This window comes from Xanthomonas sp. NCPPB 3174, from assembly GCF_056725205.1.
On sequence record NZ_CM161517.1, the window covers coordinates 2,280,140 to 2,295,368 of the forward strand.

The 15,229-nt window shown below is 67.6% G+C and carries 13 protein-coding genes; 10 read left to right on the plus strand and 3 right to left on the minus strand.

Annotated elements, in window-relative coordinates; all coding sequences use genetic code 11:
* Positions 1-2 precede the first annotated feature (2 nt).
* Genes lapB through galU form a run of 4 tightly spaced genes read left to right on the plus strand, consistent with a single transcriptional unit; the run spans position 3 to position 4,961 of the window.
* Entirely contained in the window at positions 3-1,181 is a 1,179-nt protein-coding gene (lapB, locus tag AC1PK7_RS10145) for a lipopolysaccharide assembly protein LapB (RefSeq protein WP_481100698.1), read from the plus strand.
* Positions 1,181-2,170: an MraY family glycosyltransferase gene (locus AC1PK7_RS10150; protein ID WP_481100699.1), complete on the plus strand. Its 990-nt coding sequence runs from the start codon at positions 1,181-1,183 to the stop codon at positions 2,168-2,170. Before lapB ends, AC1PK7_RS10150 begins: the two co-directional genes overlap by 1 nt.
* Positions 2,170-4,080 carry a polysaccharide biosynthesis protein gene (locus AC1PK7_RS10155; RefSeq protein ID WP_481100700.1) on the plus strand — a complete coding sequence of 637 codons (1,911 nt, stop codon included), beginning with the start codon at positions 2,170-2,172 and terminating at the stop codon, positions 4,078-4,080. The genes AC1PK7_RS10150 and AC1PK7_RS10155 overlap by 1 nt, the downstream gene beginning before the upstream one ends.
* Complete coding sequence (galU, locus tag AC1PK7_RS10160) at positions 4,080-4,961, plus strand: UTP--glucose-1-phosphate uridylyltransferase GalU (protein ID WP_242158990.1); 882 nt, start codon at positions 4,080-4,082, stop codon at positions 4,959-4,961. The genes AC1PK7_RS10155 and galU overlap by 1 nt, the downstream gene beginning before the upstream one ends.
* A 250-nt stretch (positions 4,962-5,211) precedes the next feature.
* Here galU and AC1PK7_RS10165 read toward each other — a convergent pair whose 3' ends face one another.
* From AC1PK7_RS10165 to AC1PK7_RS10175, 3 genes are all read right to left on the minus strand, one after another.
* On the minus strand, positions 5,212-6,417 hold the full coding sequence (locus AC1PK7_RS10165) for an acetyl-CoA C-acyltransferase (protein WP_010342896.1): 1,206 nt from the start codon (positions 6,415-6,417) through the stop codon (positions 5,212-5,214).
* A 164-nt stretch (positions 6,418-6,581) separates the two neighbouring features.
* A complete protein-coding gene (locus AC1PK7_RS10170; protein WP_481100701.1) occupies positions 6,582-8,954 on the minus strand; it encodes a 3-hydroxyacyl-CoA dehydrogenase/enoyl-CoA hydratase family protein in 2,373 nt (790 codons plus the stop codon).
* A 34-nt stretch (positions 8,955-8,988) separates the two neighbouring features.
* The gene (locus AC1PK7_RS10175; RefSeq protein WP_010342898.1) at positions 8,989-9,621 is read right to left on the minus strand and encodes a TetR/AcrR family transcriptional regulator; all 633 of its coding nucleotides are present in this window, start codon (positions 9,619-9,621) and stop codon (positions 8,989-8,991) included.
* Between the two features lie 215 nt (positions 9,622-9,836).
* Between AC1PK7_RS10175 and ndk the strand changes: the two genes are divergently transcribed.
* From ndk to bamB, 6 genes are all read left to right on the plus strand, one after another.
* Positions 9,837-10,262, plus strand: a complete 426-nt coding sequence (gene ndk, locus AC1PK7_RS10180; RefSeq protein ID WP_002812972.1) for a nucleoside-diphosphate kinase — start codon at positions 9,837-9,839, stop codon at positions 10,260-10,262.
* An 11-nt stretch (positions 10,263-10,273) separates the two neighbouring features.
* Positions 10,274-11,479, plus strand: coding sequence for a dual-specificity RNA methyltransferase RlmN (gene rlmN, locus AC1PK7_RS10185; RefSeq protein WP_420009757.1), 1,206 nt, complete (start codon positions 10,274-10,276; stop codon positions 11,477-11,479).
* Entirely contained in the window at positions 11,466-12,284 is an 819-nt protein-coding gene (gene pilW, locus AC1PK7_RS10190) for a type IV pilus biogenesis/stability protein PilW (RefSeq protein WP_209245731.1), read from the plus strand. The genes rlmN and pilW overlap by 14 nt, the downstream gene beginning before the upstream one ends.
* Positions 12,281-13,153, plus strand: a complete 873-nt coding sequence (locus AC1PK7_RS10195) for a helix-turn-helix domain-containing protein (protein ID WP_481100702.1) — start codon at positions 12,281-12,283, stop codon at positions 13,151-13,153. Before pilW ends, AC1PK7_RS10195 begins: the two co-directional genes overlap by 4 nt.
* 64 nt (positions 13,154-13,217) lie before the next feature.
* The gene (locus AC1PK7_RS10200; protein ID WP_481100703.1) at positions 13,218-13,856 is read left to right on the plus strand and encodes a YfgM family protein; all 639 of its coding nucleotides are present in this window, start codon (positions 13,218-13,220) and stop codon (positions 13,854-13,856) included.
* Complete coding sequence (gene bamB, locus AC1PK7_RS10205; protein ID WP_481100704.1) at positions 13,856-15,211, plus strand: outer membrane protein assembly factor BamB; 1,356 nt, start codon at positions 13,856-13,858, stop codon at positions 15,209-15,211. The genes AC1PK7_RS10200 and bamB overlap by 1 nt, the downstream gene beginning before the upstream one ends.
* Positions 15,212-15,229: the final 18 nt, after the last annotated feature.

Consider the following 15,229-nt stretch of genomic DNA (forward strand, 5'->3'; position numbering starts at 1 on the left):
CGATGGACTTTCTGACCGAGTGGTTCTGGTTCTTCCTGTTTCTGCCGCTGGCGGCGCTGAGCGGCTGGGTGATCGGTCGCCGTGGCGGCCAGCGTCATGGCGACACCCAGGTCAGCCGGCTCTCCAGCACCTATTTCCGCGGCCTCAACTACCTGCTCAACGAGCAGCCGGACAAGGCGATCGAGCTGTTCCTGCACATCGCCGAACTGGACAAGGAAACCTTCGAGACCCAGGTCGCGCTGGGCCACCTGTTCCGCCGCCGTGGTGAGGTCGACCGCGCCATCCGCCTGCACCAGGGCCTGGTCCAGCGCGGCGACCTGAGCGACGCGCAGCGCGTGCAGGCCTTGCTGGCGCTGGGCGAGGACTACATGAAGTCGGGGCTGCTGGACCGCGCCGAAACCGTGTTCACCGAACTGGCGCAGATCGACCAGCGCGCGCCGCAGGCGCTCAAGCACCTGATCAGCATCTATCAGGCCGAGCGCGACTGGGAAAAGGCCATCGACAACGCCACCCGCTACGAAGAGGTGACCGGCGAGCCGATGGGCAAGCTGATCGCCCAGTTCGAATGCGAGCTGGCCGATCGCTATCGCGCCTCGGGCAAGAACGACTTGGCGCGCGCGGCGATCGCACGCGCCTACCAGGCCGACGCCAAGTCGGTGCGCGCCGGCATCCTGGAAGGGCGCATCGACGTCGACGACGGCAACGACGAGGCCGCCATCCGCGCCTTCGAGCGCGCTGCGCGCCACGACCCGGACTACCTGCCGGAGATCATGCCGGCGCTGATGGAGTGCTACCGCCGTGGCCAGGATCTCAGTGGCGCGCGTGCGTTCCTGTCGGAGATGACCGAGCACTACCGCGGCATCGCCCCGGTGCTGGCGCTGACCCGCCTGATGGAGTCGCAGGAAGGCATTTCCGCCGCGCGCTCCTATCTGGGCCGGCAACTCAAGGACCGGCCGTCGGTGCGCGGCGAGTCCGCGCTGATCGACCTGACCCTGGCCGAAGGTGCCGATTCCACCGCGACCCTGCAGGACCTCAAGCACATCACCGACCAGTTGCTGGTGCGCAATCCCAGCTATCGCTGCACCCGCTGCGGCTTCGGCGCGCGCACCCACCACTGGCAATGCCCCAGCTGCAAGGAGTGGGGCACGGTCAAGCCGTTGCTCAACTACGCGGTGGTGTAGTGCCCATCGCAGGAGCCGCGCTGCTCTTGGCGCTCGGGGTGTTCAGCGCGGCCGGCACCTGGCTGTCGCGCCAGTACGCACTCAAACGCAAGTTGATGGATGCGCCCGGCGAGCGGCGCAGCCACACCGTGGCGACGCCGCGCGGCGGCGGCGTGGCGATCGTTGCGGCGGTGCTGCTGGCCTGCGGCTGGGCGGCCCTGCGATGGCCGCAGCACGGCGCGGGCGTCGCCACCGTTGCCGCTGGCCTGATGCTGGTCGCCGGCGTCGGTTGGTGGGACGACCACCGTTCGTTGTCGGCGGGATTACGATTACTGGTGCATGCGGTGGCGGCGGCCCTGCTGGCTGCACTTGTCTACAAGGCGAGCCAACCACTGTGGATGGTCGCGCTGGTGTGGTTGGCGGCGGTTTCGTTGATCAACATCTGGAATTTCATGGATGGCATCAATGGTCTGGCCACTAGCCAGGCGATGCTCGCCGCCCTGGGATTCGCCTGGTTGCTGCCTGAGCCGCTGCGTTGGCCGTGCTGGGTGCTGCTGGTGGCCTGCGCGGGATTTTTGCCGTTCAACTACCCGCGGGCGCGCATTTTCCTCGGCGATGTCGGCAGCGGCGCGCTCGGTTACCTGATCGCCGCGCTGTTCGCCTGGTGCATTGTCGTCGGCGGCCAGGCGCCCTGGCTGCCGGCCTTGCCGCTGTCGGCCTTTGCTATCGACGCGGGCTTCACGCTCGCCTCGCGCATGCTCGCCGGCGAACGCTGGTGGCAACCGCACGCGCAACATTTCTATCAGCGTTGGGTACACACCGGCAGTAGCCATACTGTCGTCACGCTCGCCTACGGTCTGTTCAGCATTGTCGCGATTACAATTGCGCGGCTGGGCAGACCGCTGGATGCGGGCCTCCAGGCCGGTCTGACGATCGCCTGGTTCTGTTCGGCAGGTGTGCTTTGGCTGGCTTTGCGCAACCGGATGCGCCGAACTCTTACGGATTACTGATGCTTTCCACGCGCGACCGAGTCACCGAGTTGTTTCCGAAGGCCTCCGTGGTCATCCACGATCTGGCCATCGTCTGGGTCTGCTGGCAACTGCTGCACGCCGCGCGCTACACGATGCTCCCCGGCGAGCATCCGTTGCCGCTGTGGAACCTCAACACCGCCATCGTACTGGTGGCCCAGGGGCTGGTGTTCTGGAAGGTCGGCCTGTACCGCGGCCTGTGGCGCTTCGCCAGCGTTCCCGACCTGCTCAATATCTTCAAGGCCAGCTTCTATGGCCTGGTGGCGATCGTGCTTGGGCTGGCCTACAGCCGTTTCGATGCGATCCCGCTGTCGGTGCTGATGGTGTATCCGTTCGCGCTGTCGGCGCTGCTGGGCGCGCCGCGGCTGCTGTACCGCGCCTGGAAGGACTACCAGATCGCGCATTCGGACGACACCGCGCGGCGTGTACTGATCGTCGGTGCCGGCCGTGCGGCCGAAGCACTGGTGCGCGACCTGCGCCGTTCCGGTGCCTACCAGCCCGTGGGATTCGTCGACGACGCCGGCCATCTGCACGGCGCCAAGCTGCAGGGCCTGCCGATCCTGGGCCGCATCGACGAGGCCGGCGCGATCGCCAAGGAGACCGCGGCCAAGCTGCTGGTCATCGCGATTCCGTCGCTGGACGCGGCCGGCATGCAGCGCGTGGTGGCGATCTGCGAAAGCACCGGTCTGCCGTTCCGCACCGTGCCACGACTGCTCGACGTGCTCGACGGCCATTACCTGCCGGGCGAACTGAAGGAGGTTGCGATCGAGGACCTGCTCGGGCGCAAGCCGGTGACCCCGGACTGGAAGCTGATCAAGGGCTGGCTGTCGGGGCGTACCGTGCTGGTCACCGGCGCCGGCGGCTCGATCGGCTCGGAACTGTGCCGGCAGTGCGCACGCCACGGTGCACGCAAGATCGTGTTGCTGGAGATCAGCGAACTGGCGCTGATCACCATCCATGCCGACCTGCGCCGGACCTTCCCCGATCTGGAGATCGCCTGCGTGCTCGGCGATTGCGGCGATCCGGCGGTGATCCGCCACGCCATGCAGGTGGCCGAGCCGGACGCGGTGTTCCATGCCGCTGCCTACAAGCAGGTGCCGCTGCTGGAGCAGCAGTGCCGCGAGGCGGTGCGCAACAACGTGCTGGCCACCGAGAACGTGGCGCGTGCCTGCGTCGCCGCCAAGGTCTCGACCTTCGTGTTCATTTCCACCGACAAGGCGGTCAATCCGGTCAATCTGCTCGGCGCATCCAAGCGCTATGCGGAAATGGTGTGCCAGTCGCTGGACGACCAGGCGGTGAGCACGCGCTTCGTGACGGTGCGCTTCGGCAACGTGCTCGATTCGGCCGGCAGCGTGGTGCCACTGTTCCGCGAGCAGATCCGCCAGGGCGGCCCGGTGACGGTGACCGATCCGCAGGTGACGCGCTACTTCATGACCATTCCCGAAGCCAGCCAGCTGATCGTGCAGGCCGCGGCTTCCGCGTCGCATGGCGCCATCTACACCCTGGACATGGGCGAGCCGGTGCCGATCCGTCTGCTGGCCGAGCAGATGATCCGCCTGGCGGGCAAGCAGCCCGGGCGCGACATCGCCATCGTCTACACCGGCCTGCGGCCGGGCGAGAAGCTGCACGAAACCCTGTTCTATGCCGACGAGAACTATCGGCCCACCTCGCATCCGAAGATCCTGGAAGCGGGCGTGCGCAGCTTCTCGCGCGAGGACGTGCTGCGCGGCGTGCAGCAGTTGCGCGCCGCGGTGGCCGATTACGACAGCGACACCATCGAGAAGGTGTTGCGCATGACCATGCCGGAGTTCGCGCCCTTGCGTCAGCAAGACGGTCACGACGGCTCCGCTACCATCGTTCCATTCCCCGCACGCGAGGCCAGAAGGCTCTGATGAGCAAGAGAATCCGCAAGGCAGTATTCCCGGTGGCAGGTTTGGGTACCCGCTTCCTTCCCGCCACCAAGACGGTTCCCAAGGAAATGCTGCCGATCATCGATCGGCCGCTGATCCAGTACGCCGTCGACGAGGCGATCGAGGCCGGTTGCGACACCCTGATCTTCGTCACCAACCGCTACAAGCACGCAGTCGCGGATTATTTCGACAAGGCCTACGAACTGGAGCAGAAGCTGGAGCGTGCCGGCAAGCACGAACAGCTGGAAATGATCCGCCACGTGCTGCCCGATGGCGTGCGCGCGATCTTCGTGACCCAGGCCGAAGCGCTGGGCCTGGGCCATGCGGTGCTGTGCGCCAAGTCGGTGATCGGCGACGAGCCGTTCGCGGTGCTGCTGCCGGACGACCTGATCTGGAACCGCGGCGACGGTGCGCTGAAGCAGATGGCCGATCTCAACGAGCGCAGCGGCGCCAGCGTGATCGCCGTGGAAGACGTGCCGCACGAGAACACCGCCAGCTATGGCATCGTCGCCACCGAGGCCTTCGACGGTCGCAAGGGCCGCATCGCGCAGATCGTCGAGAAGCCCAAGCCCGAAGACGCGCCGAGCGATCTGGCGGTGGTCGGTCGCTACGTGCTCAGCTCGAAGATCTTCGAACTGCTGGAAAGCACCGGCACCGGTGCCGGCGGCGAGATCCAGCTGACCGACGCCATCGCCGCGCTGTTGAAGACCGACGAAGTCGACGCCTACCGCTTCGAGGGCACCCGTTTCGATTGCGGCACCCACCTGGGCCTGGTCGAGGCGACCATCCGCTTCGCGCTGGAGAACAAGAAGCTGGCCAAGCCGGCACGCGAGAAGCTGACCCAGATGCTTGCCGAGGAGTGAGCTGGGCACAGCGCGCCGCTGCAGGGTGGCGCGCTGGCCGAGTTTCTGATCCAGTAGCGTCAAGCAATGATTCGATCCGAATCGGTCGAATCGGATGACAAACAAAAAAGCAGCCGCGAGGCTGCTTTTTTTGCGCTGGCGTGCGCAACAACGCTTGATGCCGGACCCTCACCCCAACCCCTCTCCCGGTGGGAGAGGGGCTATGGCCCGCTTTTGGATAAGGTGCTGAGGGTAGGGCGCTGCCGAGCGCTTACAGCGCCTCGATGATGCCCGCGGCGCCCATGCCGGTGCCGATGCACATGGTGACCATGCCGTACTTCTGCTTGTGGCGACGCAGGCCGTGCACCAGGGTGGCGGTGCGGATCGCGCCGGTGGCGCCCAGCGGATGGCCCAGGGCGATGGCACCGCCCAGCGGATTGACCTTGGACGGGTCCAGGCCGCTGTCGCGGATCACCGCCAGCGACTGCGCGGCGAAGGCTTCGTTGAGCTCGATCCAGTCCAACTGGTCCTTGCTCAGGCCGGCCTGCTTGAGCGCCTTCGGAATCGCCTCGATCGGGCCGATGCCCATCACTTCCGGACGCACGCCGGCGACCGAGAAGCTGACGAAGCGGGCCAGTGGGGTCAGCCCGTAGTCCTTGATCGCCTGCTCGGAGGCCAGCAGCACCGCACCGGCGCCGTCGCTCATCTGCGAGGAGTTGCCGGCGGTGACGCTGCCGCCGAACTGGCCGTTGCGGAACACCGGGCGCAGCTTGGCCAGGCCTTCGATCGAGCTGTCCGGACGCGGGCCTTCGTCGGTGTCGACCAGCTTCTTGCGCAGGGCGATGACGTTGCCGGCCAGGTCGGGCTGGTGCGAGACGATCTCGTACGGGCTGATCTCGTCGCGGAACTCGCCGGCGGCGATCGCGGCGATGGCCTTCTGGTGCGAGGCGAGGGCGAAGGCATCCTGGTCCTCGCGCGACACCTTCCATTCCTCGGCCACCTTCTCGGCGGTGATGCCCATGCCGTAGGCGATGGCGACGTGGTCGTCGGCGAACACGCTCGGCGACAGCGCGACCTTGTTGCCCATCATCGGCACCATCGACATCGACTCGGTGCCGCCGGCCAGCATCAGGTCGGCGTTGCCCAGGCGGATCTGGTCGGCGGCCAGCGCCACCGCCTGGATGCCCGAGGAGCAGAAGCGGTTGATGGTCTGTCCGGCCACCGAATTCGGCAGGCCGGCCAGCAGCACGCCGATGCGCGCCACGTTCATGCCTTGCTCGCCCTCGGGCATCGCGCAGCCGATGATCGCGTCGTCGATGCGCGAGGTATCGATGCCCGGCGCCTGCGCCACCACCGCGCGCAGCACGTGCGCCAGCATGTCGTCGGGACGGGTGTTGCGGAACATGCCCTTGGGCGCCTTGCCGACCGGGGTACGGGTGGCGGCGACGATGTAGGCTTCCTGGATCTGTTTGCTCATTTGGCTTTCTCCGAAAGCCGGGATTGGGGATTCGGGATTGGGGATTCGTCAGAGCGGATCCCGGTGCCCGAATGTTTCCTGCCCGGCGGATGAATTTGTGGGAGGCGAGAATCGTTGGAAGTGGGGATCCGCTGGTGCGAATCCCCAATCCCGACTCCCGAATCTCAGTTCCTCAACGGCTTACCCGTCTTGAGCATGTGCCCAATCCGCGCCTGGGTCTTTTCCTGCTGGGCCAGTTCGACGAAGTGCTTGCGCTCGAGCTTGAGCAGCCATTCCTCGTCCACCAGCGCGCCGCGGTCGACTTCGCCGCCGCACAGCACGGTGGCGATGCGGGTGGCGATCTCGTAGTCGTACTCGCTGATGAAGCGGCCTTCCAGCATGTTGACCAGCAGCATCTTGAAGGTCGCGATGCCGACGTCGCCGGCGACCTGGATGCGTCGGGCCGGCAGCGGCGGGCGGTAGCCCCCCTCGGCCAGGGCGCGCGCCTCGGCCTTGGCGATGTACAGCGATTCGTAGCTGTTGAACACCACCTTGTCGGTGCCGCGCAGCAGGCCCAGTTCCTTGGCGTTGACCGCCGAGGTGGAGACCTTGGCCATGGCCACGGTCTCGAAGGTCTTCTTCAGCTCGGCGAACACGTCGCCACCCGGACCCGCGGCCTGCGCCGCGCGCACCGCGATCTCCTTGAGGCCGCCGCCGGCCGGCAGCAGGCCCACGCCGGCCTCGACCAGGCCGATGTAGCTCTCCAGCGCAGCCACGGTCTTGGCGCTGTGCATCTGGAACTCGCAGCCGCCGCCCAGCGCGAGACCGCGCACCGCCGCGACGACCGGCACCAGCGAATACTTGATGCGCTGGCTGGTGGCCTGGAAGTTGGCGACCATCGCCTCGAACGCATCGACCTTGCCGGCCTGCAGCAGGCCCAGCGCACCGGCCAGGTCGGCGCCGGCAGAGAAGGGTTCCTTGTGCTGCCACAGCACCAGGCCCTTGAAGTCCTTCTCGGCGCGGCCCACCGCTTCCTGCAGGCCGTCCAGCACCTGGTCGGAGACGGTGTTCATCTTGGTCTTGAAGCTGACCACGGCGATGTCGTCGCCGTCGTGCCACATGCGCAGGCCGTCGTTCTCGAACACGGTCTCGCCCTGCGCGAACTTCTCGCCCAGCAGCGGATCGGGGAAGCGCTGGCGCTTGTACACCGGCAGCGCCGAGCGCGGCAGCTTGGCGTCGCGCGCCGGGCTGTACGAGCCCTCGGCGGCGTGAACGCCGTCGCGGCCATCGAACACCCAGTTCGGCAGCGGCGCGCTGCTCATGCTCTTGCCGGCAGCGATGTCGTCGGCGATCCACTGCGCGACCTGCTTCCAGCCGGCGGCCTGCCAGGTCTCGAACGGACCCAGCGCCCAGCCGTAGCCCCAGCGGATCGCCAGGTCCACGTCGCGCGCGGTCTCGGCGATGTCGGCCAGGTGGTAGGCGCTGTAGTGGAACAGGTCGCGGAAGGTCGCCCACAGGAACTGCGCCTGCGGATGCTGGCTCTCGCGCAGCTTGGCGAACTTCTCGGCCGGGTTCTTGATCTTCAGGATCTCGACCACTTCCGGCGCGGCGGCGCGGTCGGCCGGACGGTAGTCCTGCTTCTGCAGGTCCAGTACCACGATGTCCTTGCCGACCTTGCGGAAGATGCCGGCGCCGGTCTTCTGGCCCAGCGCGCCCTTGCCGATCAGCGCCTCCAGCCACTTCGGCGCCTTGAAGAAGGTATGCCACGGATCGTTCGGCAGGGTGTCGCCCATGGTCTTGATGACGTGGGCCATGGTGTCCAGGCCGACCACGTCGGAGGTGCGGTAGGTGGCCGACTTGGGACGGCCGACCAGAGGGCCGGTGAGGCCGTCGACCTCGTCGAAGCCCAGGCCGAACTGCTCGGTGTGGTGGATGGTGGACAGGATCGAGAACACGCCGATGCGGTTGCCGATGAAGTTCGGGGTGTCCTTGGCGTAGACCACGCCCTTGCCCAGGGTGGTGACCAGGAAGCTCTCCAGGCCTTCCAGCACCGCCGGCTCGGTGTGCTTGGCCGGGATCAGCTCGGCCAGGTGCATGTAGCGCGGCGGGTTGAAGAAGTGCACGCCGCAGAAGCGGTGGCGCAGCTGTTCCGGCAGCACGTCGGACAGGGCGTTGATGCCCAGGCCGGAGGTGTTGGAGGCCAGCACCGCATGGTCGGCCACGAACGGCGCGATCTTCTTGTACAGGTCCTGTTTCCAGTCCATGCGCTCGGCGATGGCTTCGATGATCAGGTCGCAGCCGCGCAGCTGCTCCAGGCCGGAGTCGTAGTTGGCCGGGGTGATGGCCTCGGCAAGGGCGGTGCTGGCCAGCGGCGCCGGGCTGAGCTTGGTCAGGTTGGCGATCGCCTTGAGCACCACGCCATCGGCGGGGCCTTCCTTGGCGGGGAGGTCGAACAGCACGGTGTCGACGCCGGCGTTGGTCAGGTGCGCAGCGATCTGCGCACCCATCACGCCCGCGCCCAGGACGGCGGCACGGCGGACGAGCAGGGGATTGGACATAGCGATCAGCCTCTGTGGGTCAACGTTTGCGGGATCAGGGAGCCGAGTGGGCGAGGAAGCCGGCTTCGGCGAAACGGATGAGTTCGCGGGCGGCGTGGGCACGGTGCGCGCCCTCGCTGACGCCGGCGGGGCGCTTGATCAGGCCGAAGTCGGCCATGGCGTAGGTCAGGGCGCCGGCCAGGAAGTCCAGGCGCCAGTACAGTTCCTGTTTGCTCAGCCCGGGCACGCAGGCGGCGATGGCCTTGCCGAACTCGCGCAGCACGTGACCGTAGTGGTCGGACAGGAACTGGCGCAGGCTGTCGTTGTTCTCGGCGTAGGCGCGGGCGATCACCCGCACGAAGGCGCCGCCGCTCTGCCGCTCCTGGGCCATCGCCAGGGCCGGCTCGACGAAGGCGGCCAGCACCGGGCCTAGCTGGCCGGGATGCTGCCGCTGCGCGGCTTCCAGCTGCGCCATGCGCGCGGCGGTCATTTCGTCCATGCGCCGCCGGAACACCTCGTTGACCAGGTTTTCCTTGGACCCGAAGTGGTAGTTCACCGCGGCGATGTTGACGTCGGCCTGGCTGGTGACCTGGCGCAGCGAGGTGCCGGAAAAGCCGTGCTGCGCGAACAGTTCCTCGGCCGCGCTGAGGATGCGGTCCTTGGTCGAGAAGTGCGCTTGCTTTGCCATGCGGCCGCCAGAATCAATCAAACGATTGTTTGAGTCTAGGCCCGGGCGGGAAGTGCGTCATGCTGCTTTGCAGCACGATTCAGGCCCGGCCGTGCAAAGCCGGCGCCGATTGGATAGAATTGTCCATCGCAATTCTGGCTAAGCCCGCGTTTTGACGCGGGTTTTTTTCATGTTAACCTCGGGCCTTCAGTGGCCCGCCCAACGGAGAACTTCCCATGGCGCTGGAGCGCACCCTGTCCATCATCAAGCCCGATGCCGTCGCCAAGAACGTCATCGGCGAAATCTACTCGCGCTTCGAGAAGGCCGGCCTGAAGGTCGTGGCCGCCAAGTACAAGCAGCTGTCGCGCCGCGAGGCCGAGGGCTTCTACGCCGTGCACCGCGAGCGCCCGTTCTTCAACGCGCTGGTCGAGTTCATGATCTCCGGGCCGGTGATGATCCAGGCGCTGGAAGGCGAGAACGCCGTGGCCGCGCACCGCGACCTGCTGGGCGCCACCAACCCGAAGGACGCCGCGCCGGGCACCATCCGCGCCGACTTCGCCGATTCGATCGACGCCAACGCCGCGCACGGCTCGGATTCGGTCGAGAACGCCGCCAACGAAGTGGCGTACTTCTTCGCCGCCACCGAAGTGGTTTCGCGCTAAGCGAGGTCGTCGTGAACGAGGTCGTCCATCCTCCCTTGGCCATCGCCGATCCCGTGCGGAGCGGCGCGGCGGCCAAGCAGAATCTGCTCGACCTCGATCGCGAGGGGCTGGAGCGTTTCTTCGCCGAGACCCTCGGCGAAGCGCGCTACCGCGCCCACCAGGTGATGAAGTGGATCCACCACCGCTACGTCACCGATTTCGACCAGATGACCGACCTCGGCAAGGCGCTGCGCGCCAAGCTGCAGCAGCATGCCGAGGTCGTCGTCCCCAACATCGTGTTCGACAAGCCTTCCGCCGACGGCACCCACAAGTGGTTGCTGGCGATGGGCGTGGACGGCAAGAACGCGATCGAGACCGTGTACATCCCCGACAAGACCCGCGGCACGCTGTGCGTGTCCTCGCAGGTCGGTTGCGGCCTCAACTGCACGTTCTGCTCCACCGCCACCCAGGGCTTCAACCGCAACCTCTCCACTGCCGAGATCATCGGCCAGGTATGGGTGGCGGCGCGGCATCTGGGCAATGTGCCGCACCAGATGCGCCGCCTCACCAATGTGGTGATGATGGGTATGGGCGAGCCGCTGATGAATTTCGACAACGTCGTGCGCGCGATGAGCGTGATGCGCGACGACCTGGGCTACGGCCTGGCCAACAAGCGCGTGACCCTGTCCACCTCGGGTCTGGTGCCGCAGATCGACCGCCTGTCCAGCGAGAGCGACGTGTCGCTGGCGGTGTCGCTGCATGCGCCCAACGATGCGCTGCGCGAGACCCTGGTCCCGCTCAACAAGAAGTACCCGATCGCCGAGCTGATGGCCGCCTGTGCGCGCTACCTGCGCGCCAACAAGCGCCGCGAGTCGGTGACCTTCGAATACACCCTGATGAAGGGGATCAACGACCAGCCCGAACACGCGCGGCAACTGGCGCGGCTGATGCGCCAGTTCGACAACGCGGTGCAGGCGTCGAATGCCGGCAAGGTCAACCTGATCCCGTTCAATCCGTTCCCGGGCACGCGCTACGAGCGCTCCGGCGAGACCGAGATCCGCGCGTTCCAGAAGATCCTGCTGGACGCGCAGGTGCTGACCATGGTGCGGCGCACGCGCGGCGACGACATTGATGCGGCCTGCGGGCAGCTCAAGGGGCAGGTCATGGACCGCACCCGTCGACAGGCCGAGTTCAAGCGCGAATTGCAGACGCGGGCGGATCGGGATGCGGCGGCGTAGCCAAGGGCGTTCCCTCGCGATGGTGGCGATCGCAGTGCTGGCCTTGCCGGGCTGCAACTGGATCGCGGCCAAGACCGGCACGGTGCGCACCAGCGAGCAGGTGCAACCGCAGTATTCCTTCCGCGACAACCGTGCGGTGAAGGCGCGGGTGGCCTTGCAGGAACAATTGGGTCTGGCCGCCAACGGGCTCGCCTCCGGCGACCTGGAGGCGGCGCAGACGCATGCGCGCAAGGCGCTGGCGCTGGATCCGCAATCGGTGGACGCGCTGACCGTGCTGGCGGTGCTCGCCGATCGCCGCGGCGATGCCACGACCGCCGGCGGGTACTACCGCAAGGCTGCGGAACTGGCGCCGAGCAACGGTGCGACCTTGAACAACTACGGTGCCTGGCTGTGCGCGAACGGGTCGCCGGCCGAGTCGCTGGCCTGGTTCGACCGCGCGCTCGCGCTGCAGGACTACGCCACGCCGGCCTCGGCGCTGGCCAACGCCGGCGGCTGCGCCTTGCAGGTCGGTCAGCGCGAGCGCGGCGAACGCGACCTGCGCAAGGCGCTGGATCTGGACCCGGACAACGCGTACGCGCTCGAGGCGATGGCCCGCAACGAGGTCGCGCAAGGGCGCTTTTTCGAGGCGCGCGCCTTCGCCGAGCGGCGTCTGGCGGCTGCGCCTGCCACCGCTTCCGTGTTACAACTTGCTATTCAGATTGAGCAAAGGCTGGGCGACAAGGCTGCCGCCGGCCGTTACCAACAGCGGTTGCGCAAGGAGTTTCCCGACGCCGCGACCACGACACCCGGGGCTAGTGCATTGTGATCAGTGATTCCAATCCGAACGCTTTCGATGGCGCCAAAGGCTGCGGGCAACAGCTCCGCGAAGCGCGCGAAGCGGCCGGCCTGAGCATCGACGACGTCGGCAGCCGACTGCGCATGCCGGTGCATGTGGTGCAGGCACTCGAGTCGGAGCAGTGGCAGCGCCTCGGCGCGCCGGTGTTCGTCCGTGGGCAGTTGCGCAGCTATGCGCGCCTGCTCGGCGTCGATCTGGAGCCGTTGCTGCAGACCGCGCAGATCGCGCCGGTGCAGCCGGTCGAATTGATCAGTCACACGCATACCCCGCCGCTGCGGCGCATGCTCGAAAGCGCCACCCGGCGCATGGTCTACGTGGTGATCACCGCCGGACTGGCGGTGCCGGTGTGGTACGCCACCCGCAGCCATTTCGCCGACGACAACGGCCCCAGCACAGCCTCGCTGGATGTGGTGCCGGGCACGCCGGGTACGACCCCGGCGGCAACGGCGGCGCCGGCCAATGGCGCCGCTGCGGCCGCACCGGCCGCGCCGGCGCCCGCACGCCCTGCGCCGAGCGCCGCGCCTTACATCGCCTCGCTGACGCCGATGCCGCGCCCGGCCGCAGAGCCGGAGAAGAACACCCTGAGCTTGTCGTTCCAGGGCGACAGTTGGGTGCAGATCCTCGCCCCCGACGGCACGCCGGTGGAAAAAGCCCTGCTGAAGGCGGGCGAGACCCGCACCTATGCGCCGGGCCAGGTCGGGCGCGTGGTGCTGGGCAATGCGTCCGCGGTCCAGGTTCAGCAATCCGGGAGTACCGTGGATCTGACCCCGTTCAGGCGCGCGAACGTGGCGCGCTTTGCGGTATCCTCTGACGGTTCCGTGACGCCCGCCTCCGAGTGACGGCGGCGCGGTTCCTCACTTTCAACATTCCATGTCCCGTCGCAGCGGCGGGGCGAGAGTACGCATGGCGATTGACGACCTGCTCGACGAGCACGAACAAAGCGAACGCGTCCGCACTTGGCTCAGGAAGAACGGCGCCGGCCTGATCGGCGGCATCGTCCTGGGCCTCGGCGCGATCATCGGCTGGCAGTGGTGGACCAAGCAGCGGTCCAACGATCTGGCCCAGGCCAATGCCCGCTACGAAGCGGTGCTCAAGAGCATCCAGGCCAATCAGCTGGACAAGGCGGCCAAGGACATGGCCGAACTGCAGCAGGGCTCGACCAACATCTACGCCGAACTGGCGGCGCTGCGCCTGGCCAAGGCGCAGGTCGACGCGGGCAAGTCCGATGCCGCGTTGAGCACGCTGCGCGCGCTCAAGGCCGACGGCGAAATGAAGGTGCTGGTCGACCATCGCGTGGCGCGGTTGCTGATTTCCGGCGGCAAGCCGCAGGACGCGCTGGCGCTGGTGGCCTCGGCCACCGATTCGCAGGGCCTGGAGATTCGCGGCGATGCGCTGATCGCGCAGGGCAAGCGCGATGCGGCGCGCGATGCGTACGCCAAGGCGCTGACCAGTCTGGACGTGGCCTCGCCGCAGCGGCGCGTGGTCGAAACGAAATTGATGGATGCGGGCGGCAGCGTGCCGAATGCCGCGGAGCCGATCTGATGAAGGTAGTCATGTTCAAGCGTGTCGCCACCGTGGCCCTGCTGGGTCTGGCGCTGTCCGGCTGCAGCACCGTCAAGGGCTGGTTCGCCGGCAAGGATGCGGCCGCCAAGAAGGCCGCCGAGCCGGCCGAACTGGTCAAGTTCACCCCGTCGGTGAAGGTGGTGAAGCTGTGGTCCACCGACGCCGGCAAGGGCGAGCGCCTGATCGGCGTGCGCCAGCGCCCGGTGGTGGCCGACGGCAAGGTGTATGCGGCCGCGACCTCCGGCACGGTGTACGCGCTGGATCTGCAGACCGGCAAGACCATTTGGGAATACGACGCCAAGCAGGCGCGCAAGCAGCAGCTGTCGCAGGCCGAGGACCAGCCGAAGAGCCAGGTCGAGAGCGAGTCCGGCAAGAACCTGTCCAAGGACGAGCGCGCCGCCTACAAGCAGCGCCTGCGCAACGAGAAGCAGCAGGCCAAGGAGCGCAAGCGGCTCGAGAAGAAGCGTCCGCTGCCGCGCTTTGCCGGCGGTCCCGGCGTGGGCGACGGCCTGGTGGTGGTCGGTGCGCTGGATGGCGCCGTGATCGCGCTCGATGCCGCCAACGGCACCGAGAAGTGGCGCGCCAAGGTGCCCAACGAAGTGATCGCCGCGCCGGTGATCGCGCAGAACATGGTGTTCGTGCGCAGCAATGATGGCCGCACCACCGCCTTCGATGCGGCCACCGGCCAGCAGCGCTGGTTCAATGCGCAGGAACTGCCGAGCCTGACCGTGCGCGGCAACGCGCCGGTGGTGGCGGGTCCGGGCGTGCTGTTCATCGGCAACGACGACGGCACCCTGGCCGCGCTGGCGATGCAGGACGGCCGCGTGCTGTGGGAGCAGACCATCGGCACGCCGGAAGGCCGCACCGAACTGGAGCGCATGGCCGACGTCGACGGCGCGCCGGTGCTCGACGGCACCACGCTGTACGCGACCAGCTTCAAGAACCAGACCGTGGCGCTGGAAGGCCCGAGCGGCCGCCCGCTGTGGAACCGCGATCATGGCGGCGCCGGCGGTGTGGGCGTGAGTTCCGGCAACGTGGTGGTGGCCGACAACGCCGGTACCGTGTGGGCGCTGGACAAGGCCTCCGGGTCGGCGATGTGGTCGCAGCCGGGGCTGGCGCGCCGCTCGCTGACCGGTGTGGCGATCCAGGGCGACTACGCCGTGGTCGGCGACTACAAGGGCTATCTGCACTGGCTGCGGCTCGACAACGGCGAGTTCGCCGCGCGCGAGCGGGTCGGGCGCAAGCCGCTGGTGGCGCAGCCGGTGGTCGCGGACGGGATCCTGCTGATGCAGAACACGAAAGGCGACCTGACCGCGTTCCGGTTGGGTCAATAACAAGAGAAGGATGTCGCG